At 65.9% G+C, this 21,315-nt stretch carries 19 protein-coding genes and 1 tRNA gene; 11 read left to right on the forward strand and 9 right to left on the reverse strand.

Annotated features, from left to right (window positions below):
* Nucleotides 1–164 precede the first annotated feature (164 nt).
* The 6 genes from AC6HZP_RS16145 (at nucleotide 165) to AC6HZP_RS16170 (ending at nucleotide 6,359) form a co-directional block, all read left to right on the forward strand.
* Entirely contained in the window at nucleotides 165–1,130 is a 966-nt protein-coding gene (locus tag AC6HZP_RS16145; RefSeq protein ID WP_497523669.1) for a metal ABC transporter substrate-binding protein, read from the forward strand.
* Nucleotides 1,127–1,990 carry a manganese/iron ABC transporter ATP-binding protein gene (locus AC6HZP_RS16150; protein ID WP_497523670.1) on the forward strand — a complete coding sequence of 288 codons (864 nt, stop codon included), beginning with the start codon at nucleotides 1,127–1,129 and terminating at the stop codon, nucleotides 1,988–1,990. Before AC6HZP_RS16145 ends, AC6HZP_RS16150 begins: the two co-directional genes overlap by 4 nt.
* On the forward strand, nucleotides 1,987–2,847 hold the full coding sequence (locus tag AC6HZP_RS16155; RefSeq protein ID WP_497523671.1) for a metal ABC transporter permease: 861 nt from the start codon (nucleotides 1,987–1,989) through the stop codon (nucleotides 2,845–2,847). The genes AC6HZP_RS16150 and AC6HZP_RS16155 overlap by 4 nt, the downstream gene beginning before the upstream one ends.
* Nucleotides 2,844–3,689 (forward strand): metal ABC transporter permease, encoded by an 846-nt coding sequence (locus AC6HZP_RS16160; RefSeq protein WP_497523672.1) that lies wholly within the window; start codon nucleotides 2,844–2,846, stop codon nucleotides 3,687–3,689. Before AC6HZP_RS16155 ends, AC6HZP_RS16160 begins: the two co-directional genes overlap by 4 nt.
* A gap of 175 nt (nucleotides 3,690–3,864) precedes the next feature.
* Nucleotides 3,865–4,908: a patatin-like phospholipase family protein gene (locus AC6HZP_RS16165; RefSeq protein WP_497523673.1), complete on the forward strand. Its 1,044-nt coding sequence runs from the start codon at nucleotides 3,865–3,867 to the stop codon at nucleotides 4,906–4,908.
* Nucleotides 4,909–4,910: 2 nt separating this feature from the next.
* Nucleotides 4,911–6,359 (forward strand): GntP family permease, encoded by a 1,449-nt coding sequence (locus tag AC6HZP_RS16170; protein ID WP_497523674.1) that lies wholly within the window; start codon nucleotides 4,911–4,913, stop codon nucleotides 6,357–6,359.
* 115 nt (nucleotides 6,360–6,474) lie between these two features.
* On the opposite strand, the gene AC6HZP_RS16175 is transcribed toward AC6HZP_RS16170, so the two are convergent.
* The 6 genes from AC6HZP_RS16175 to AC6HZP_RS16200 form a co-directional block, all read right to left on the reverse strand.
* The gene (locus tag AC6HZP_RS16175; protein WP_497523675.1) at nucleotides 6,475–7,368 is read right to left on the reverse strand and encodes a carbohydrate ABC transporter permease; all 894 of its coding nucleotides are present in this window, start codon (nucleotides 7,366–7,368) and stop codon (nucleotides 6,475–6,477) included.
* A gap of 1 nt (nucleotide 7,369) precedes the next feature.
* Nucleotides 7,370–8,290: a carbohydrate ABC transporter permease gene (locus tag AC6HZP_RS16180; protein WP_497523676.1), complete on the reverse strand. Its 921-nt coding sequence runs from the start codon at nucleotides 8,288–8,290 to the stop codon at nucleotides 7,370–7,372.
* Between the two features lie 75 nt (nucleotides 8,291–8,365).
* Complete coding sequence (locus AC6HZP_RS16185; RefSeq protein ID WP_244669507.1) at nucleotides 8,366–9,658, reverse strand: ABC transporter substrate-binding protein; 1,293 nt, start codon at nucleotides 9,656–9,658, stop codon at nucleotides 8,366–8,368.
* A 293-nt stretch (nucleotides 9,659–9,951) separates the two neighbouring features.
* Nucleotides 9,952–11,628, reverse strand: coding sequence for a L,D-transpeptidase family protein (locus AC6HZP_RS16190; protein WP_497523677.1), 1,677 nt, complete (start codon nucleotides 11,626–11,628; stop codon nucleotides 9,952–9,954).
* Entirely contained in the window at nucleotides 11,609–12,625 is a 1,017-nt protein-coding gene (locus AC6HZP_RS16195; RefSeq protein WP_497523678.1) for an amino acid ABC transporter substrate-binding protein, read from the reverse strand. The genes AC6HZP_RS16190 and AC6HZP_RS16195 overlap by 20 nt, the downstream gene beginning before the upstream one ends.
* Before the next feature lie 161 nt (nucleotides 12,626–12,786).
* Nucleotides 12,787–13,620, reverse strand: coding sequence for a class I SAM-dependent methyltransferase (locus AC6HZP_RS16200; protein WP_201404499.1), 834 nt, complete (start codon nucleotides 13,618–13,620; stop codon nucleotides 12,787–12,789).
* A gap of 481 nt (nucleotides 13,621–14,101) precedes the next feature.
* On the opposite strand from AC6HZP_RS16200, the gene AC6HZP_RS16205 reads away from it, so the two are divergent.
* From AC6HZP_RS16205 to AC6HZP_RS16220, 4 genes are all read left to right on the forward strand, one after another.
* The gene (locus tag AC6HZP_RS16205; protein WP_497523679.1) at nucleotides 14,102–15,082 is read left to right on the forward strand and encodes an AraC family transcriptional regulator; all 981 of its coding nucleotides are present in this window, start codon (nucleotides 14,102–14,104) and stop codon (nucleotides 15,080–15,082) included.
* A gap of 187 nt (nucleotides 15,083–15,269) precedes the next feature.
* A complete protein-coding gene (locus tag AC6HZP_RS16210; protein WP_497523680.1) occupies nucleotides 15,270–16,181 on the forward strand; it encodes a DUF6625 family protein in 912 nt (303 codons plus the stop codon).
* A 181-nt stretch (nucleotides 16,182–16,362) separates the two neighbouring features.
* Nucleotides 16,363–17,157 carry a glycosyltransferase family 32 protein gene (locus AC6HZP_RS16215; protein WP_497523681.1) on the forward strand — a complete coding sequence of 265 codons (795 nt, stop codon included), beginning with the start codon at nucleotides 16,363–16,365 and terminating at the stop codon, nucleotides 17,155–17,157.
* Between the two features lie 47 nt (nucleotides 17,158–17,204).
* On the forward strand, nucleotides 17,205–18,011 hold the full coding sequence (locus tag AC6HZP_RS16220; protein WP_497523682.1) for a glycosyltransferase family 25 protein: 807 nt from the start codon (nucleotides 17,205–17,207) through the stop codon (nucleotides 18,009–18,011).
* Nucleotides 18,012–18,110: 99 nt separating this feature from the next.
* Here the strand turns inward: AC6HZP_RS16220 and AC6HZP_RS16225 are convergent, their stop codons facing one another.
* Together AC6HZP_RS16225 and AC6HZP_RS16230 are read right to left on the reverse strand one after the other, a co-directional pair.
* On the reverse strand, nucleotides 18,111–18,950 hold the full coding sequence (locus AC6HZP_RS16225; RefSeq protein WP_497523683.1) for an AraC family transcriptional regulator: 840 nt from the start codon (nucleotides 18,948–18,950) through the stop codon (nucleotides 18,111–18,113).
* A gap of 137 nt (nucleotides 18,951–19,087) precedes the next feature.
* A complete protein-coding gene (locus AC6HZP_RS16230) occupies nucleotides 19,088–19,933 on the reverse strand; it encodes a zinc-binding dehydrogenase (RefSeq protein WP_497523684.1) in 846 nt (281 codons plus the stop codon).
* Between the two features lie 206 nt (nucleotides 19,934–20,139).
* On the opposite strand from AC6HZP_RS16230, the gene AC6HZP_RS16235 reads away from it, so the two are divergent.
* Nucleotides 20,140–20,529, forward strand: coding sequence for a winged helix-turn-helix transcriptional regulator (locus AC6HZP_RS16235; RefSeq protein WP_497523685.1), 390 nt, complete (start codon nucleotides 20,140–20,142; stop codon nucleotides 20,527–20,529).
* Between the two features lie 315 nt (nucleotides 20,530–20,844).
* On the opposite strand, the gene AC6HZP_RS16240 is transcribed toward AC6HZP_RS16235, so the two are convergent.
* Nucleotides 20,845–20,918 (reverse strand) — tRNA-Gln (locus AC6HZP_RS16240).
* Between the last annotated feature and the right edge of the window lie 397 nt (nucleotides 20,919–21,315).

A 21,315-nucleotide genomic window follows, 5' to 3' on the forward strand; every position in this document is an offset into this window, starting at 1 on the left:
TTCCGGCCAGACACTCAACTCCCCCAACCCTCCTCGCCTCCCGCCATCCCGCCTCCCCCCACGTCATCACTGCGTCATTCTTTTTGCGAATGAGTTGCAATTGCGCCTCTGCCGTGCAAATGTGATTGCGAATAATTCTCAATTGCAATATCAGGAATGGAAACATGCTCGACCGCGCGCGTCGCCGCCTTCTCTTCGCCCTGTCCGGGCTGCTCGTGGCAACCGCCCTCTCCTCGGCGGCGCTGCCGGGCCACGCCTTCGCTGCCGAAGAGACCCGGGCAGCCGAAGGCCAAAAACCCTTCAAGGCGGTGACGACCTTCACCATCATCGCCGACATGGCCCAGAACGTCGCCGGCGACGCCGCGATCGTGGAGTCGATCACCAAGCCGGGCGCCGAGATCCATAACTACCAGCCGACGCCGGGCGACATCGTGAAGGCGCAGGACGCGCAGCTGATCCTCTGGAACGGGCTCGGTCTCGAACTCTGGTTCGAAAAATTCTTCGCCAATCTCGACGGCGTGCCGCAGGCGACGATCTCGGCCGGCGCCGAGCCGATGGGCATTTCGGAAGGGCCCTATTCCGGCAAGCCCAACCCGCACGCCTGGATGTCGCCCACCGCCGCGCGCCTCTATGTCGACAACATCCGCGACGCCTTCGTGAAATACGACCCGGCCAACGCCGAGACCTACAAGGCGAATGCCGAGGCCTATAAGGCGAAGATCGACGCCACCGTGGCGCCGATCCGCGACGCGCTCGCCGCCATTCCGGAAGAGAAGCGCTGGCTCGTTTCGAGCGAAGGCGCCTTCTCCTATCTCGCCCGTGATTTCGGCCTGAAGGAGCTCTATCTCTGGCCGATCAACGCCGACCAGCAAGGCACGCCGAAGCAGGTGCGCAAGGTCATCGACGCGGTGCGCGCCAACAAGATCCCCGTCGTCTTCAGCGAAAGCACGATCTCGGCCAATCCGGCCAAGCAGGTGGCGCGCGAGACGGGAGCTGCCTATGGCGGCGTGCTCTATGTCGACAGCCTCTCCGAGGCGGACGGCCCGGTGCCGACCTATCTCGACCTCTTGCGCGTTACCTCGCAGACGATCGCCAAGGGCATCGGCGAAAACCCGGTGCTCGGCGAATGAATGCGCCCCTTCCCTCCCGCGCGACGCTCGCCGCCGGCATCACGGTCACAGGCGCGACGGTCACCTATCGCAACGGCCACACGGCGCTGCGCGACGCCAGCTTCTCGATCCCGACTGGCACCATCACGGCGCTGGTCGGCGTCAACGGCAGCGGCAAGTCGACCCTGTTCAAGGCGATCATGGGCTTCGTCCGCGTCTCGCGCGGCTCGATCACCATTCTCGGCCAGCCGGTCGAGAAGGCGCTGCGGCAGAACCTCGTCGCCTATGTGCCGCAGAGCGAGGACGTCGACTGGAATTTTCCCGTCCTGGTCGAGGACGTCGTGATGATGGGGCGTTACGGCCATATGGGCATGATGCGCCTCGCCAAGGCGCGCGACCACGAGGCGGTCGCGGATGCACTGGAGCGGGTCGGCATGAGCGCGATGCGCAAGCGCCAGATCGGCGAGCTCTCGGGCGGGCAGCGGAAGCGCGTCTTCCTGGCCCGGGCGCTGGCGCAGGACGGCCGCGTCATCCTGCTCGACGAACCCTTCACCGGCGTCGACGTGCAGACCGAAGCGGCGATCATCGAGCTCCTGCGGGGCCTGCGCGACGAAGGCCGCGTCATGCTGGTCTCGACCCACAATCTCGGCAGCGTGCCGGAATTCTGCGATCGCGCCGTGCTCCTGAACCGCACCGTGCTCGCCCATGGCCCGACGCGCGAGACCTTCACCCGCGCCAATCTGGAAAAGACCTTCGGCGGTGTGCTGCGCCATGTCGTGCTCGACGCCGACCTCGCCGGCGGCTCGATCGACATCCTGACCGATGACGAGAGCCCGCTGCTGCTGCAGCCCGTCAGCGAGCGGCCGGGGGCGCAACCGTGATGGCGACCCTCCTCGAGCCGTTCGCCTATGGCTACATGCTGAACGCCATGTGGGTCAGCGCGCTGGTCGGCGGCGTCTGCGCCTTCCTCTCCGCCTATCTGATGCTGAAGGGCTGGTCGCTGATCGGCGACGCGCTTTCGCATTCGATCGTGCCGGGCGTCGCCGGCGCCTACATGCTGGGCCTGCCGTTCTCGATCGGCGCGTTCTTCTCCGGCGGCCTCGCCGCCGCCGCCATGCTGTTCCTGAACCAGCGCACCAAGCTGAAGGAAGACGCCATCATCGGGCTGATCTTCACCGGCTTTTTCGGCCTCGGCCTGTTCATGGTGTCGCTGTCGCCGACCGCCGTGAACATCCAGACCATCGTGCTCGGCAATATCCTCGCCATCACGCCGGAGGATACGCTGCAGCTCGCCATCATCGGCTTCGTCTCGCTCGCCATCCTGCTGGTGAAGTGGAAGGACCTGATGGTCACCTTCTTCGACGAGAGCCATGCCCGCTCGATCGGCCTCAACCCGACCTTCCTGAAGATCCTGTTCTTCACCCTGCTCTCGGCCTGCACCGTCGCGGCGTTGCAGACGGTCGGCGCCTTCCTCGTCATCGCCATGGTGGTGACGCCGGGAGCGACCGCCTATCTGCTCACCGACCGCTTCCCGCGCCTGCTCATGATCAGCGTCGCCGTCGGCGCCCTGACCAGCTTCGTCGGCGCCTATGCGAGCTATTTCCTCGACGGCGCCACCGGCGGCATCATCGTCGTGCTGCAGACGCTGATCTTCCTTCTGGCCTTCCTCCTCGCCCCCAAGCACGGCCTGCTCGCCGCCCGCCGCCGTGCGGCGGAAGCCCTGGAAACGGCATCATGATCGACACGCTGCTGCAACCCCTCCAGTTCGCGTTCATGCAGAACGCGCTCATCATCTCGGCCCTCGTCGCGGTGCCGACGGCGCTGCTCTCCTGCTATCTCGTGCTCAAGGGCTGGTCGCTGATGGGCGACGCCATCTCGCATGCGGTGCTGCCCGGCGTCGTCGTCGCCTATATCGTCGGGGCGCCGCTCGCCGTCGGCGCCTTCGTCGCCGGCATGGGCTGCGCGCTTGCCAGCGGCTATCTGAAGGCGAACAGCCGCATCAAGCAGGATACCGTGATGGGCATCGTCTTCTCCGGCATGTTCGGCCTCGGCATCGTGCTCTACACCAAGATCGAGACCGACGTTCACCTCGACCACATCCTGTTCGGCGACATGCTCGGCGTCGGCTGGCGCGACATTCTCGAGAGCGGGATCATCGCGCTTCTCATCACCGGCATCCTCGCGGTCAAATGGCGCGACCTGCTGCTGCACGCCTTCGATCCGATCCAGGCGCGCGTCGTCGGCCTCCGGGTCAACTGGCTGCATTACGGGCTGCTGGCGATCCTGTCGCTCGCCATCGTCGGCGCGCTGAAGGCGGTCGGCATCATCCTCGCCATCGCCATGCTGGTCTCGCCCGGCGCCATCGCCTTCCTGCTGACGAAGAAGTTCAGCGCCATGCTGCTCTTGGCAACCGCGATCGCCGTCGTCGCCTCGCTCGGCGGTGTCTATCTGAGCTTCTTCCTCGACAGCGCCCCGGCGCCGACCATCGTGCTGCTGCTGACGGCCGCCTTCGTCGCCGCCTTTATCGTCTCGACCCGCCGCGCCGCGCGCATCGAGATGGAGGCGACCCGCCCCTCCTGACCCCTCTACGTCCCCGCCCCTGCGGCATGCCTCTTGCAACGACAAATTGAAGCGTCTCACAACGGTGATCTTGGGACGCTAAGTTCACGTCGGGGAACGCTGTGCTCTTGGCAGTTTGCGTGTCTCTGATATTGGCAAGGGATGGGCGATCCGCCCGCGCACCGGGGGAACGGACATGCCATCAGCCATTTCGGACAGGCAGGCCTCGGAGCCGCGCCAGATCGACCTCGCCCTGCAGGGTGGCGGCGCGCACGGCGCCTTCACCTGGGGCGTCCTCGACCGGCTGCTCGAGGAGCCCTGGCTGAAGATCGAGGCGGTCTCGGGCACCTCGGCCGGCGCCATGAACGCCGTCGTCATGACCTCCGGCTGGACGCTTGGCGGCGCCGATGGCGCCCGCGCCGCGCTGCACGATTTCTGGGAGCGCGTCGCCAAGGCCGGCACGATGAGCCCGCTGCAGCGCAGCCCGCTCGACAAGATGATGGGCAACTGGTCGCTCGACGGTTCGCCCGCCTTCCTCACCATGGATCTGATGGCGCGGATGTTCTCGCCCTATGACCTGAACCCCATGGGCTACAATCCACTCACCGACATCCTGGCCGAGAGCGTCGATTTCGACCGCCTCGCCAAGGCGCCGATCAAGATCTTCGTCACGGCGACGAATGTCCGCACCGGGCGCGGCCGCATCTTCCGCAACAAGGAGATCACGCCGGACGTCCTGCTCGCCTCCGCCTGCCTGCCGACCATGTTCCAGGCGGTCGAGATCGACGGCGATCCCTATTGGGACGGCGGCTATGTCGGCAACCCGACGATCACGCCGCTGATCCGCGAGAGCGACGCGCTCGACACCATCCTCGTCCAGATCAACCCGCGCGAACGGCCGGGCACGCCGCGTACGGCGTCGGAAATCCTGAACCGGCTCAACGAGATATCCTTCAACGCTGCGCTGATGAAGGAACTGCGCATGATCGCGCTGATGCGCGAGTTGGCGACGCCGGCGACGCCCGAAGGCGCGCGCTGGGCCGGCATGCGCACCCACCGGATCATGACCGATCTGATGACCGATCTCGGCCATTCCTCCAAGCTCAACGCCGAATGGGCCTTCCTCACCATGCTGCGCGACGAAGGCCGGCGCGCGGCGGGAGAGTTCCTCGACGACCATGGCGATGATATCGGCGAGCGCTCCAGCGCCGATCTCGACGTCCTGCTGCAGGAGTGCTGAGCATGGGACTGCTTGGCATCGTCCTCGGCCTCGCCCTCCTCGTCGGCCTCGCCTTTCGCGGCTGGACCGTGCTGCTGCTCGCGCCGCTCGCCGCGCTCGTTGCGGCGCTGTTCTCGGGCGAACCGCTGCTCGCCCACTGGACGCAGACCTTCATGGGAAGCGCCGCGCAGTTCCTGGCGCAGTTCTTCCCGCTCTTCCTGCTCGGCGCGCTGTTCGGCAAGCTGATGGAGGACAGCGGCTCGGTGACGGTCATCGCCGATGCGATGATCAAGAGGCTCGGCGAGGGTCGCGCGGTGCTCGCGGTTGTGCTCGCCGGCGCCATCGTCACCTTCGGCGGCGTCAGCCTGTTCGTCGCCTTCTTCGTGCTGGCGCCGATGGCAGCACAGGTATTCCGCGCCGCCAACGTGCCGCGCCGGCTGATGCCGGCGGCGATCGCGCTCGGCACCTCGACCTTCACCATGTCGGCCTTCCCCGGCACGCCCTCGATCCAGAACGCCATCCCGATGCCGTTCTTCGGCACCACGCCCTTCGCCGCCCCCGGCCTCGGCATCATCGCCTCGATCATCATGCTGGTCTTCGGCATGGCCTGGCTCGGCCGCGTCGAGACGGCGGCGCGCAAGACCGGCGAGGGCTTTGGCGGCACGACGACGGTCGAAACCGCCAGCAAGGAGGACGGCCTGCGCGAGCGGGCGGCGACGGCGCACGAGTTCGACACCGCCGAACTCTCGCGCGGCGAACGGAGCGCCGCGGCGCCGTCGCTCTTCCTCGCGGCGCTGCCGCTCGTCGTCGTCATTCTCGTCAACATGACGATGTCGCTGGTGATCCTGCCCCGCCTCGACCTCGCCTTCCTGGCCGAGCCGCGCTTCGGCGAGACCTCGCTCGCCGGCGTCGGCGGCGTCTGGGCTGTCATCACCGCGCTCGCCAGCGCCATCGTCGTCGCGCTGGCGATCAATTTCCGCCGCCTGCCGGCGGTGCGCGCCACCATCGACGCCGGCGCCAACGCCTCCGTGCTGCCGGTGCTCAGCGTCGCGAGCCTCGTCGGCTTCGGCGCGGTGGTGGCGGCGATGCCGGCGTTCCAGGTCGTCAGCGACTGGGTGCTCGGCATCGGCGGCGGACCGCTCGTCTCGCTCGCCGCCGCGACCAACATCCTCGCCGCCCTGACCGGCTCGGCCTCGGGCGGCCTCACCATCGCGCTCGACGCGCTCGGCCCGACCTATCTGGAGCGCGCCGCCGCCATCGGCATGGACCCGGCCCTGCTCCACCGCGTCGCCGTGATGTCGTCCGGCACTCTCGACAGCCTGCCGCACAACGGCGCCGTGGTGACGCTGCTCGCCGTCTGCGGCGTCAGCCATCGCGAGGGCTATCGCGACATCGTCATGGTCGGCATCGTCGGCGCGATGATCGCGCTGGTCGCGGTCATCCTGCTCGGCGGCCTGTTCGGCTCGTTCTGAAGGGCGGCCGGCGCTAGATCATTTCCTCGTTTCGCGGAAACGAAGAAATGATCTAGCCCTTTTTCCAATCGCGTTTTCTTCACGCGAACCGGCATCCACTTCGCTCGAAAACGCTCTACTTGATGGCGCCGACCGTGATGCCGCGCATCAGGCTGCGCTGGAAGACGAGGAAGAACAGCACCGTCGGCACGATGCCGAGCAATGCCGCGGCGGCGCTGGTCGTCGGGTCGCTGGTGTATTGCCCGCGCAGCGTTCCCATCGCGACCGATACCGTCTGGTTGTCGTTCGAGATCAGAAGGACGAGCGGCAGCAGGAACTCGTTCCAGGTCCAGATGAAGAAGAAGGTGCCGAGCACCATCAGCGTCGGGCGCAGCACCGGCATGACGACATGCCAGAGCACCTGGAACTTGTTGGCGCCGTCCATCTGCGCCGCCTCGATGATCTCGCGCGGAAACGCCGTCATCACCGCCGACAAAAGATAGGTGCCGAAAGCGCTCTGCAGCACGGCGAAGACGATGATCACCGACGTCTTGGTGTCGTAGAGGCCGACCGACTTGAACAAATAGTAGATCGGATAGACGAGCGATTCCTGTGGCACCATCACGCCCATCAGGAACAGGACCAGGATCCAGTTGCGGCCGCGGATCTTGCCGATGCCGATGGCGTAGGCGTTGAGCAGGCTGAGCGCCACGGCGACGATGGCGACGACGCCGCTGATCAGCGCGCTGTTGAACAGCTTGCGGCCGAAATCAACGCCGGCCCAGAAGGTGAACAGCGCCGAGAGATCGAAGCTGCGCGGCAGGCCGAGCGGCCCGTTGGCGCCATAGTCGGTCGGCGATTTGACGGCGTTCATCGCCGCCAGCAGGAACGGGAACAGCGTCAGCGCCACGGCGGTGACGAGCAGCGCCAGGATCCACCAGCGCGTGGCGCCGCCGGCGTGGCGGGGGCCGAGATCGGTCTCTGAATTCTTGGCGCCGGAGCGGGTCGCCGCGATCGAGCTTTCGGCCATCTCAGCGCTCCCCTTCCGTCTGGCGCGCCTGGACGCGCAGGAAGACGAGGCCGAGCACCAGCGTGATCAGCATCTGCACCGACGAAATCGCGGCGCCGTAGCCGACGCGGTTGGTGGTGAAGAAGTGGTAGTAGGCGAAATAGGACGGCACGTTGGTGGCGTTGTCAGGCCCGCCCGAGGTCAGCACATAGACCGGCGCGAACACCTTGAGCGCCGCGATCGTCGTGGTCAGGCCGACGACGAAGATCTCCGGCTTCAGCATCGGAATGGTGATGTGGCGGAAGCGCGAGAGCCAAGGCGCGCCGTCGAGCTCGGCCGCCTCGTAGAGCGAGGGATCGACGCGGGCGAGACCCGACATGAAGACCACCAGCGCGTAGCCGACCTGCAGCCACACCATCACGGCCATGACGGAGAGGAGCGCGGTACTCGGATCGCCGAGCCAGTTATGGGCGAGCGCGCCGAGGCCGACCGCTTTAAGAACCTCGTTCAACACGCCGATCGGACTCAGGATCCAGCCCCAGAGCACGCCGGCGACGGCGATCGGCAGGATCTGCGGCAGGTAGAAGCCAGCGCGCAGCCAGCTCGAGATCTTTCCGCCGAAGCGCGGCGCGACATAGTCGTAGAGCACGGCGGCCAGGAACAGGCCGAGCGCGGTCGGGATCGCCGCCATGGCGATGACGGCGGCGATGCTGTGCTGGAAGGCGGCCCAGAACGTCCCGTCGCGGATCAGCCGGGCGTAGTTGTCGATGCCGATGAAGGTCGGCATGCCGATGCCCTTCCAGCGCGTGAAGCTGATGCCGAGATTCATCAGAAAGGGCAGCAGCACCACCAGCGCGAAGCCGATCAGGCCCGGGATCAGGAAGAGCGCGTAACCGCTCTCGCCGACATGCCGGTCCTTCGCCGCGTGAGACGTCGAGGCCATCCGCGATCATTTCCTATTGCAGGGATCCAATGCGCCACCCGGCGCGAGGCCGGGTGGCAAGGCAGGAAAGCGGCGTCAGTTCGCCTCTTCATAGGCCTCGTTGTACGGGCCGGCGATCGCCTCGATGAAGGCTTCCGGCGTCAGCGAGCCGCCGATGAGGGCCTGCGTCTTCTGCATCAGGAGGTTGTAGTAACCCGGCGCCGGCCAATCCGGATAGAAGCCGAGACCGTCGCGGTCCGACAGCGTCTTGAAGCCGGAGGTCAGCATGTTGCCGACGGGATCGGTGACGTCGGAGGGATCGGCCGCCACCGGCACGCCGCCGGAATTGCCGAGCAGCGCCTGGTTCGCCTTGGTCAGCGTCAGGTCGATGAACTCATAGGCGAGTTCCTTGTTCTTGCCGTTCTTCGGCACGACCCAGATATTGCCGGTGGAGCCGGCCGAGATGTTCTTGCCGGGGAACAGGAAGTGGCCCCACTCGAAGCCGTCGATCTTCGACTTGAACTCGCCCGCGAACCAGGTTCCCGAGATGATCATCGGCGCCTTGCCGGCCATGAATAGATTGGCCATGTCCTGCGCCTTGAGGCCGGTCGCGTCCTTCGAGACGTAGCCCTTCTGCACCCATTCCTGCAGCTTCTGCGCGCCGTAGAGATAGGGCGCGGTGTCGAGCGGCGCCTTCAGGCCCTGGTAGTTGGCGACCCATTCCGGATCGGCCTTGATCAGCGCCAGCTCGTAGAGCAGGTGCTGCGCCGGATAATCATTGGCGGCTTCCGCGATCGGCGTGATGCCCTTGGCGACGAAGGCGTCGAGCACCGTCTCGAATTCCTCGAACGTCGTCGGGACCTCGAGGTTGTTCGCCTTGAACAGGTCCTTGTTGTAGTAAACCGTGACGAACTCGCCGTAATCGGGCACGCCGATCAGCGGCCCGCCGCCGAAGATGCCGCGATCGTCATAGCGGCCGAGCGCCTGCTGGCCCTCGGTCAGGATCTTGTCCCAGCCGCGCTCCTTGGCGACGTCGGTCAGGTCGGTCAGGAGCCCCTGCGACGCGGCGAGGCCGGCGATCGCATTGCCCTTGTTGTATTCCATGAGGTCCGGCGCCTCGTTGGAATTCAGCATCAGACTGCCGGCCTTCTCGATCTGGTCCCAGCTCTTCTGCTCGAAGGCGATGGTCAGGTCCGGATGCTTGGCCTTGAACTCCTCGATGGCCTGGTTCCAGGCGATCGCCATCGCGCTTTCCGGCGCCTCGTACCACCAGATCTTGAAGACCTTGGAGTCCTGGGCGCTGGCCGCGCCCATTCCCATGCCCATGCCAAAGCCGGCCAGCGCCAGGCTGACGCCAAGCGCGGCCGAAAGCTTCTTCAATCCGTTCACGTGCGGTCTCCTCCCGTCACACCCGGTTGCCCCGGGTCATTCGCATCGAAGCGGCCGCCGTCGCCCGGTTTTCCTCCCACGGGCAACGACGGTCGTGATCTCCAGCGATCAGCTTAGGAAGGGCCCCGAACCCTGTCCATCGCGGAACTACGGTTCGTACGGGTTCCGAATTAGGCCATGCACAGTTATGCGCGCAGGGGCCCTCGCCGCTTCGTCAACGCCAGCGGTTTCGGGGGACTTGCCGGTGGCCCTCACCGGTCGGCGGCGGGATCACCGGCGCAGGCGGGCTGCCATCACCAGGCGAGCGCCTTGCCGTCGAGTGCTGCCAGCAGCTTGGCGTCCTGGTTGTAGATGTCCTTGCGGAAATTGACGCCGTCCTCGTCGACCCAGGCGGTCAGATAGGTGAGATGGATCGGCAGCGGCTGGTTCAGCTTGACGACGGTGTTCTTCTCCGTCGCCACCACGCTGTTGATCCGGTCCATGTTCCAGCCGGAGACACCGCCGGCGATAAGCACCTGCTGGGCCAGCTCCAGCGGCTTGCTGACGCGGATGCAGCCATGGCTGAAGGCCCGCTCGCTGCGCGCGAACAGGCTGCGCGACGGCGTATCGTGCAGATAGACGTTGTGCTCGTTCGGGAACATGAACTTGACGCGGCCGAGCGCGTTCTTCGGCCCCGGCTGCTGGCGCAGCTGGAACGGGAAGTTGCCGGGCCCGTAATTCGACCAGTTGATCGAGCGGAGGTCGAAGACGTCCTTGCCGCGCACGGCCTCGAAGCCCTGCGCCGACAGGCCGCCCGGATTGCTGCGCAGCTTGCCCAGCTCCTCCTTGACGGCGATGCCGGACGGCACGGTCCAATAGGGGTTCAGCTCGATATAGCGGACCTGGTCGCTGAACACCGGCGTTCGGCTGTAGGGCTTGCCGACGACGACCGACATGCGCTGCTCGGTTTCGCCGGCCTTGACCCGGCGCAGCTCGAAGCCGGCGATATTGACCATCAGATATTGCTCGCCGAGATCGCGCGGCATCCAGCGCCAGCGCTCCATCGCCAGCTCGATTTCCTGAATGCGATCCTCGATCGGCACGTTCATCGCGACCAGCGCCGCCGGCCCGACGACGCCGTCGACATCGAGCCCGTGGCGGGCCTGGAAGCGCTCGACCGCCGCCACCAGCTCGGTGTCGTAGGTCTCCGCCGCGCCGGCCGCCGGCGACGGATCGGCGCCATCGGTCGCCGACAGACGCTCACGGATCGCCACGACGCGCGGATCGGTCATGCCGGGCTTCAGCGTGGCCCCGAGGGGAACGAGATCCCAGCCCCCTTCCGCCTCCAGCTCGCGATATTGCGCGAGCGCGCCCCGAAGCGCGGCATAGTAGCTGCTGGCCGGCTGCCAGGCGTCGAAGAAATCGACGAGGTCGTCGGCCTTGGCGACGGCCTGCAGCGCCGCCGCCTGGTCGAAGGTTCGCGCCTTCAGGAAGAAGTTGGGATCGACCTTGCTCGGCAGGAAGCGCCCGACCGACAGGTCGGCCGAATATTCGAGGAAGGCGGCGGAGAAGAACAGCTCGGCCAGCGCCAGGCCGCGCACGTCCTCGGCGTCGGTGTTCTGCATCAGCGACATGAGCTGCCGCGTCGGATAGTCGTCCGGCCGCAGGCCGTCGGCGGCGGCGTCGTTCAGGATCGCCACCAGCGCCTCGGCGCGATCATCGCGGAGCCAGAGCAGCTCGCCGGCCTGTTCCTCGTAATAGGCGCGCAGGATGTCGCGGCGCTGCTGGATCGGCAGCGGCAGCCGCTTTTCGCGGGCCAGGAGGTCGATTGCGTTGATGCGGATGACGGCGAGGTTGCGCTGCGCCTCCTTGACGGTGGCGGCCTCCGCGCCGGGGCCAGAAGGCAACGCGGCGGCAAGCGCGAGGAAGAGACCGGCGCAGAGCCGGAGACCGAGCTGGCGCAGGAACGGGCTACTGCATGGGCGGCGCATAGAGAATTCCGCCTTGTGTCCAGAGGGCGTTGATACCGCGCGAAAGCTGCATCGGCGTCTCCTCGCCGAGATTGCGCTCGAAGATCTCGCCGGAATTGCCGACGCCGCCGATCACCTTGGCGAGCCAGTCGTCGGAAAGGCCGAGCGTCGGTCCGGTGAGCGCGCCGAGCCGGGCCGCTTCCTGCGCCTTGTCGCCGGCGACCGAGGCAGAGGTGAGCCCGGTCTCCTCGCCGTCGATCAGGCCGAACAGCACCCAGCGCACGAGATTGACCCATTTCGGATCGTCGTCGCGCACCACGGGACCGAGCGGCTCCTTCGAGATAACGTCCTTGAGGATGGTGTGGTCTTCCGGCTTCGGCAGGTCGGCGCGCTCGGCCGCCAGCGCCGAGCGATCGGCGGTGTAAGCGTCGCACTGGCCGTCGGCATAGGCCTTTCGCGCGTCCTGCCGCTCGGCGAAGGGAAGGAACGAGACCTTGAGCCCTGCCCGCGCGAAATAGGCGGCCGCGTTGTCCTGCGTCGTCGTTTCGTCCAGGACGCAGATCGTCGCCCCGTTCAGCTGCAGCGGGCTGGTGGCGCCATAGATCGACGGCACCATGAAACCCTGCCCGTCGAAATAGCTGACGCCGACGAATTCGAGATTCTGGCCGGCGTCGCGCGAAAACGTCCAGGTGCTGTTGCGCGACAGGAGGTCGATCTTGCCGTCGGCGAGCGCCTTGAAGCGATCGGTCGCCGAGAGCGGCACATAGTCGACCTTCGTCGCGTCGCCTGTGATCGCCAGCGCCACGGCCTTGCAGAAATCGACGTCGAAGCCGCGCCAGGCGCCGGTCTCGTCCTTCTCGGAGAACCCGCCGAGCCCCTCGCTGACGCCGCAGACGAGCTTGCCCCGCGCCTTGACGTCCTCGAGCGTGCCGGCCCGAGCGCCGGCCGTGGCGGCGAGGAGCATCAGCGAGCAGGCCGTGGCGCGCGCCAGCCGGCGCGCAGCGGAATTGGATGTCATGATGGCCCCGTCCGGGTCGTTTCGTATCGTCAGTCGCGCCATGATTGCATCGACGGCGGCCGCCAACAAGTCCGGCCGGGCCGGGGGCGAGCCGGCAAAGGAAAAGGCGCCGCCGCGACTGTGCCGTCGCGACGACGCCCTTCAACCGGCAGGGATCCCGCTCAGCCTCGCGTGATCACCATCTCCAGATATTCGGAGGGCACCACCAGCGTGCCGTCCTCCGCCTTGTTGAAGCGCCCGATCAGCGCGGCGATGTCATCGGCCAGCGCCTTCTGGCCCATGTCGTCGAGCGCGCCGAACGCCTTCAGCGTCGGGCCGTAGTAGCGGCGGAAGATATCGAGGAAATGCGCCGCCGAGCGGTAGCGGAAGGTGAACATCCGCGTCTCCATGGCGATGGCGCGCGCGCCTTCGCCGAACATCTCGTCGATCCGCGCCCGCATGCCCCAGAGCGCCGGGGACTTCGCGCCCGGCGGCGGCGCCACATGCGTGCCGATCACCTTGAACATCTGGCCGATGAAGCCATCCGGCGTCCAGTTGGCCATGCCGATCTTGCCGCCCGGGCGGCAGACGCGGAGCATCTCGGCAGCGGCGCGGTCGTGATCGGCGGTAAACATCACGCCGAAGGTCGACATCACCGCGTCGAACGCGCCGTCCTGGAACGGCAGGTCCTCGGCGTCGGCATGGCGGAAGGTCACGGCGAGGCCCTCCGCGTCCGCCCGCTTGCGGCCGAGCACCAGCAGCGCGTCGACATAATCGGTGGAAGTGACCTCGCACCAGCGCCGCGCCGCGGCGAGCGTCGCATTGCCGTTGCCGGCGGCGACGTCGAGCACGCTCTGGCCCGAGCGCAGGTCCATCGCCTCCGCCAGCCTTTCGCCGACGATCTGCAGCGTGGTGCCGACGACGGCATAGTCGCCGGCCGACCAGGTCGCCTGCTGGCGCGCCTTCAGGACGGCGAGATCGGGGGCGGCCGCCATGGCGGCGGTCATGGTGCTCATCTGGGTCGGATCGCTTCCGAGAGTGGTCATGGTCATGCTGGTCTCCTGGACAGTTGCGCGCCGCGAACGACGCAGGGGTCGAGAGCTCGCGCGGCCCCCATCGGCGGCCGCGGCATGCATTTCCGAAGCGTGGCAGTTCCCTTGGGGCTTTTCCCTCGGGGTCGCGTGAGCGCGACCGCGTCTGGCGCGTGTCGCGGGCATCGGGCGCCGGGCTCCACCTGGCGAAGGGTTCACGCGTTGCCGGTCGGGGATGATTGCGGCACGGCGCCTTCGATGCGGGCCATGACGTAACGGAATTCGACGCCTGGCAGAATGATCGAGCCGCCGGATTTATTGCCCGAGCGTCCAGACCTGCTATCTTTCAAGGGAAACGTCCGGAGCGCCGCCGCGCTCGCATGCGCCCTCGCCGCCCCGACGTTCCCATGCCCGCGACGGACAAGGCCCACCGGCGAAAACGGGTGCGGCCGAAGGAACGGCAACCATGGGTACGGATGTCTTGTCGGACGTATTGTCGGCCGTGCACCTGACCGGCGCGGTCTTCTTCGACGTCAGCGCCCGCTCGCCCTGGGTGGCCGAAGCGCCGCCGATGCAGAAGATCGCGCGGGACGTCGCGCCGGGATCGCAGCACACGATCGAATATCACGTGGTGACGCGCGGTTCGTGCTGGATCTCGATCGTCGATCGCGGCGATTTCGAGCCGGTCGAGCTCTGCGAGGGCGACATCGCCGTGATGCCGCATGGCGACCCGCATGCGCTGTCGAGCGGGCCCGGCATGCGCGCGGAGCCGGAATGGAGCGTCTTCAACCGGCCGCGGGACGACAATCTCCTGCCCTTCCGCCTGAATTCCGGCAGCGACGGGCCGGCCGACACGCGTTTGGTCTGCGGCTTCTTCAGCTGCGACGCGCGGCCGTTCAACCCGCTGCTCGCCTCGCTGCCACGCTTCATGCGGCTCGGCCGCGCCACCAACACGCCGGAAGGCCTGCTCGACCAGTTCATCCGCCTCGCCACCGCCGAGGCCGGCAACAAGCGCGCCGGCAGCCAGAGCATTTTGAACCGCCTGTCGGAGCTGATGTTCGTCGAGGTCATCCGCCAGCACATGGACCAGCTCGCCACCGACAATACCGGCTGGCTGGCGGGCTTGCGCGATCCGCTGGTCGGGCGGGCGCTGGCGCGTCTGCACGCGGAACCGGCGCGCGGCTGGACGCTGGAGGATCTCGCCGCCGAGGCCGGCGCCTCGCGCTCGGCGCTGGCCGAACGCTTCACCCAGCTCGTCGGCTATCCGCCGATCCAGTATCTGACGCAATGGCGCATGCAGATCGCTGCCCGCCGCCTCGCCGAGCGCGGCAGCAAGGTCGCCGCCGTCGCCCGCGAAGTCGGCTACGATTCCGAAGCCGCCTTCAGCCGCGCCTTCAAGAAATTCGTCGGCCAGTCGCCGAGTGAGTGGAGGTCGGCGGCGGGGTGAGGATCGGCGACGCGGCGCGAGACGTCGATCGATGGCCCTGGCGGGCGCGAACGAACAGAATCGAATATTCCTGGGTAGAGAAGAATGGAGCGCTGTATTGCACTCGACGGCCAGCCGCCGAGCCAGCAGATAGGCGCTGTCAATCAAATGGGGCGAGCCGTCAGCGATTTCCCCTGGGCAAGGAAGAGTGCAAGCGTTGAGGCCTCTAATACTGATTTCACCTTGGTTCGGGCCATGGCCGGCCTGGATCAACTTCTTCATTGAATCCTGCAAACTGAATCCCGAAATCGATTGGCTGATTCCAACGGATCAGCCAGCACCAGAAAACACGGCCGAAAACGTAAAATTCAAGACGTCGTCATTCGATGCGTTCAAGAAGAAGGCCGGGGCCGCGCTGGGACTCGATCTGAGCCAGATGAGCCCCTACAAGCTCTGCGACCTGAAGCCCTGCCTAGGGTTCATCCATCAAGATGAGCTGAAGGGGTACAGATCCTTCGGCTTCTGCGACATGGACGTCATTTTCGGCGACATTCGAGCCGTCTACAACGACCAGCTCCTGGCCAAGTTCGACGCGATTTCGGCTCTCGACGATCGAGTGGCCGGACATCTTTCCGTGTTTTGGAACACCCGCCGAATGCGGGAATACTTTACCCGGATAGAGTCCTGGCAAGACCACCTTCGCAACCGCGATTACGTCGGCATCGACGAGGACCACTTCGCCAGGGTCCTGCGAATGCCCAGGAAGTTCCGTTTCCTTCGACGACTGCTGGGTCCCAGATCCTTGTTCGTGAACCGCTATGCCACACCGGGCGGAAGCGAGTTTTGGCCCGATGGGCAATTGGGCCCCTCCAACTGGAGCTGGCAGCGAGGCAAGCTCTGCCATGAACGGGGCGGGGAAGACTCCGTGTACCTGCACGTCATGTTCTGGCACTCGAACCGCTGGCGACCGCCGGAGAGCGGCCCCGCTCCCTGGCCGACGCTGGACCACATTGTCCAATGCGACTGGCGCGAAGCCGCATCGAAGGGGTTCACAATATCGCCGCGAGGCATCCAGATTCTGCCAGCGCCGGACGATCGCGACGAACCGCGACCTCAATAACGGGCCTGCTGCAAGGAACAACGCAGGCCCTATCCTCCTTGGCCCAGGGCGATCCATCGCCCTGCCCTTATTCACAGCCTCAACGCTGGGCAAGTTTTCACGGACGTTGTGGCTCGCGCCCAGGATGAGTAGAACGCCCGTCTGAGGCGCGGTTGAAGTCCGCGTGTTGGGGAATTGAAAGTTGCATCTGCCGGTTATCAACGCGCTCTGGATCGGCCCCAGCCTGGGCCCAATGCATGCGGCCTGCCTTCACTCTTTCCAGCGCGCCGGGCACCGCGTTCGCCTGCACGTCTACGAAGACGTGGCCGGCGTTCCGAAGGGCATCGAACTGTCGGACGGCAACGATATCCTGCCCCGGTCGAGCCTTGTACGGCATACCGCGACGGGAAGTTACGCGATCGCGTCCGATCTGTTTCGATATGAATTGCTCGCAGCGGATCTTGGCGTTTACGCGGACTGCGACTGCTACTGCATCAGGCCGATCGAGGACGCCGAATACATTATGGGCTGGGAGGATGGCGCGCATATCTGCAGCGCGCTGCTCCGCATGCCGGCCGATTCCGAGTTGCTGCGCGAGCTTCGATCGATCGGCAAGGCAAAGGCATTCATTCCGCCTTGGTTCGACAAGCGCCGAAAGCGCCGGCTCAGGATGCGCGCGCTTCTCGGTGCGCCGGTGCAGATTGCCGACATGCCTTGGGGGACGGTCGGACCCGTGGCCCTCACCTACTATGCGCGGAAACACTCCGTCGACGTGCATGTTCTCGCGGCGGACATCCTCTATGGCCTGGCGCCGAGCCGCGCCAATCTGCTGCTCGACCCGGGACTGAAAATGGAAGACTTCCTGACCCCTCGGACGAAGGTCGTTCATCTCTGGAACGAACATCTGCGGCATCTCTGCAAGACGCCGCCGGCCGGCTCGCCCCTGGAGGCGTTGGTCAATGAAGGAAAGCAGCTGCAGGCTGATCAAGCGAGCTGAGCACACGGCCCGATATCCTCTGCAGAGACTTTCCATTGAAAGCACTGATGATCAATCTCGCGGAGTCGCGAGAGCGTCTCGACTGGATGAGCGGCCAATTCGCGCGCATCGGGGTACGCTTTGAACGGGTGGACGCCATCAACGGGCGAGCCCTTTCACGCAAAGAATTGCTTCAGCACACCCGAACGAGAACGGACGGCATTGAATGGGCCGCGTCGGAAGTGGGCTGCCTGCTCAGCCACCGACAATGCTGGAAGATGATCGCGGAAGGCGAAGACGCCTTTGGTGCCATCTTCGAAGATGACCTGCACCTGGACATGGAAGTCGGGCAATTGCTGTCGAGCTCCGAGTGGATCCCTCGGGGCGTGCATCTCGTCAAACTGGAAGCCCCTCACCTCCCCCGCTACCAGGGCAGCGCGGAGAATGCCGGCGTTCGCCACCGCCTCTTCAAGGTCGATGCCCCATGGAACGCCACCGGCGCGTACGTGATTTCCAGGGAACTCGCGGGGAGGATCGCGAACACTCCCGGCTTCGCCTCCCCGGTCGACCAGTTCCTGTTCGACAACGCCTTGGCCGGACGCCCCTCCGTTGCATATGAAGTTCGCCCCGGTATCTGCATCCAGGCGTCGGAGTTGCTGGAAGATGCAGGCGCCCTTCGGAGTATCATCGAGAGCGACCGGCTGCCGTTGAGGCCGGCGGCAGTCTCCGGCACCAAGCGCCGACGAAGCCAGCCTGTCAGGGTGGCGCTTGAGCTGCTCCGTCCCTTCAAGCGCCTGGCACGGCGGATCGAGAAGCAAAGGCGCCTGAGAAAAGCGCCGATCATCAAGATCCCAAAGCTTCCAACGAAGATCTAGTGGCCCGAACGAAGGCCGTCGCTTTGTGTTCCCGTCGCCCAGTCGGCGCGCAAGCGCGGGGCGGTACGGCACAGCGGGCGGCTCCGGCAGCCAATGGCCTCATGCCTCGCCTTTGACCGGGATCCAAATCTCGACCTCTCCCGAGCCGCTGACGGGGTCGAAACGCTCGTCGTAGAGCTCGAAATCCGGCGCGCATGCGGCCTCGTGCCCGGATTCCGGCAGGGCCTTGTTCCAGATCGTGTAGACCGTGCGCCCGATCGTGGAGATATGGCCCCGGTGGACGAACACCAGATAGCGCCGGGCCGGGATGCGGATAGAGGTCAATTCGGCCGGGATATCGGAGGACTCGGGCACCTCGACACCGCAGGTATAGTCGAAGTTGCCCGCGCCATCGCCGTTGCTGCAGACGCCGTAGCTGGTCCAGCCCACCTGGCCGGGAATACTGCCGATATAGGGTATGAAGCGCTGCCAGAGCGCGGGTATGCCCTGGTTCGTCTCGAAGCTGAAGCGATCGGAAAGTCCCGCGATCCGCAAATCGCCACGGTCCTCGACACGCGGAGGCTCGAGTTCAACGAACAGGGATTGGTCCATTCGGATGGGCTCCAGAAGTTCGAGGTTGCCGAGATGGCGTTGGGCGCGCACCTGCTCGGGCGTGAGGCCGAACTGATCGCGAAACGCCCGGGAGAACGCTTCGTGCGAGCCATAGGCCGCGTCGAGCGCCACCGTCAGGATATCGGGCGCCCCATCGGATAGCGCCCGCGCCGCCTCGGAGAGGCGACGCCGACGCAGATATCCCATGACGGTGTGTCCGGTTGCGGTTCCGAAGGCGCGCGACAGGTTGAAGCGGGAAACGCCGCTCGCTTCGGCGATCTCGCCCAGCGTGATCGTCTTCTCGAAGTGGCACTCCATGTACCAAAGAGCTTTCCCGACCGGATCCATGCGCCCTCCCTAACCCCGCCAATCCTATGGTCGATTCGGCGCGGCTCCACTTGATCGCCGTTGCGACTGCCGGGCCAGCCGGTCGGTTGGCGCGACCTTGCCGGTCGCGCCTTTCCGCTCGCGCCTGGAAGCCAGCCCTAGGCCGGGGTCTTGAGCGTCAGGACGGCTTTGCCTGCCAGCGCCCCCTGCTGAATCGCCTTGAGGATCTCGGCGGTCTGGCTCCAGTCCTCGATCCGGGAGACATGCGGGGTCAGCACCCCTGTCGCCACGAGTTCGAGGAGTTCATGAAGGTCGGCGGAGAGGTCGCCTTCGACCTCGTTGTAGACAAAGTGCTTGAGGGTGAAGCTCGACCGATCCGGGAAGAAGCTGAAGAAGTCGATCTGCGCCGGTTGACCGCTGGCGGCGCCGAACCACAGCACCAGCCCCTTGCGAACCAGTTTCGAGAGCGCCTGCGTCAGCACCGGTCCGCCGATCGATTCCAGGATGATGTCGAACGGCTCCAGCTCGCCGTCGAGCGTATGGATGACCTTGGCGCCACGCTGCTCGAGCAACTCGGTCTTTTCGCCCGAGCGGGCGAGCGCCGTGACGGAGGCGCCCGCGTTCAGAGCGAGTTCGACGGCGAAGTGACCGACGCCCCCGGTCGCGCCGGTGATCAGCACGCGTTGCCCCGCATTGATCCTGGCCTCGCGAACGAGGCGCAGCGCCACCAATCCGGCGAGAGGCAGCGCCGCCGCGACAGCGGAACCGACACCGGGCGGGACGACGACCGAGAGCTCGGGCTTGGCGATCGCAAACTCCGCGCCGCCGCCGCCCTGCGGGGCATGAACCATCACGCGGTCTCCGACGGCCGGGCCGGCCCCATCGCGAGCCGCTTCAACGACCTTGCCGACGAAATCGATGCCGACGCGCCACTGAGAATTGGGCGCGGCCAGCCACAAGAAGTCGGGCCGATTGAGAGAAAACGCCTCGACCTCGACAAGCATTTCGTCGAGCCTTGGAGAATGAACTGCAACCTCAGCCAATTCCACTAAGCTATCGGCATTTCCAGTTGCCACTAAAGCACGCATAACAACTTCCTTTGATTGCACAATTCGCCAGAGGATCGGATTTTTCCTGCGGCTCTATTGGCAAACATAGGAGAGCTGGTTTCTTCTGGAAAGAAGGCACCTCAAAGTGCTACTGTTTCCTCATGGAAACCAAGAGCAAAACCAACGAAACGGCGTCTTCGATCGACAGCAAGGACCGCGCTTTGGCGCGGGAAATGATCGACCGGATCGGGGACAAATGGACCCTGCTCATCATCGCCACGCTGGGCGAGCGGGAGCAGATGCGGTTCACGGAACTGCTGGATGGGATCGAGGGCATCAGCCAGAAGATGCTGACCAAGACCCTGCGGCAGCTGGAGCGCGATGGCCTGCTGAGCCGCAAGGTCTACCCTGTCATTCCCCCCAAGGTGGAGTACCGGCTGACGCCGCTCGGCCGCAGCCTGCTGGCGCTGGTTACCGGCATCTGCACCTGGGTAAGCAACCACCTGCCTGAAATCGAAAACGCCAGACGCGAGTTCGCCCTGAGCGAGTGAGCCGGCGAGCGGGATGGGTGCGTTTCACGCCGACGGCGGCCAGCGGCGGCGTGTCTCGCCAGCAGGAATGAACGCGGCGGCGCCGGGCTCTTGGAACGATTCGGTCGTCAGAAACAGGATCGCGAACCGAGGCCAGACGCCTGCCGGATGCTCTTCGTCGCGAGATTTGGGGGATCCTTCCCCGCCAGCCCATTCAGGACCCGCAACGGCTTCCTGCGCGATGAGCCTGCGCAGCGACCAGCAACAGACGCGACATCAGCCTCAGGAGAGGCCGTCCGACGCTGTCAAACCAATTGTGTTTTGTTCGGAGATGAGTGGCTGGGGAACCTGGATTCGAACCAAGACTAACGGAGTCAGAGTCCGTCGTTCTACCGTTAAACTATTCCCCAACTAAGCCGTTGAGATAACTCACACAAAAGGCCGGACTTCACTGTCCGGCGGGAGAGTTTCTTCAACTGGCCGCGCCGTGGGTGTGGAGATAGGCTGTTTCGGCATGGGGGTCAAGCGCCTCTTTCGGCAATTCACAGGCCTCGGCGCACTGCCGTTTGACACGCGGGAATTGCCCTTGCCGGGCGCCGCCCCGCGCAGGATGCCGGAACCGCGGCGCCCCGAGGCGGGACGCCGATCCCCGTCGGCGCGCGGGCATCCTTCGCCGCCGGTGTCGCCGATCCGGATCTCGGGCGGCGGGACGGCGGGTGCGCCGGCTCATCAACATCCCGTGAAAAGCGGTGTCGGGCGCGCAAAATCGGCCTTCGCCGACGGCGCTGGACCGACGGTCGAAAACGC

This window comes from Kaistia sp. SLG-1, from assembly GCF_059699055.1.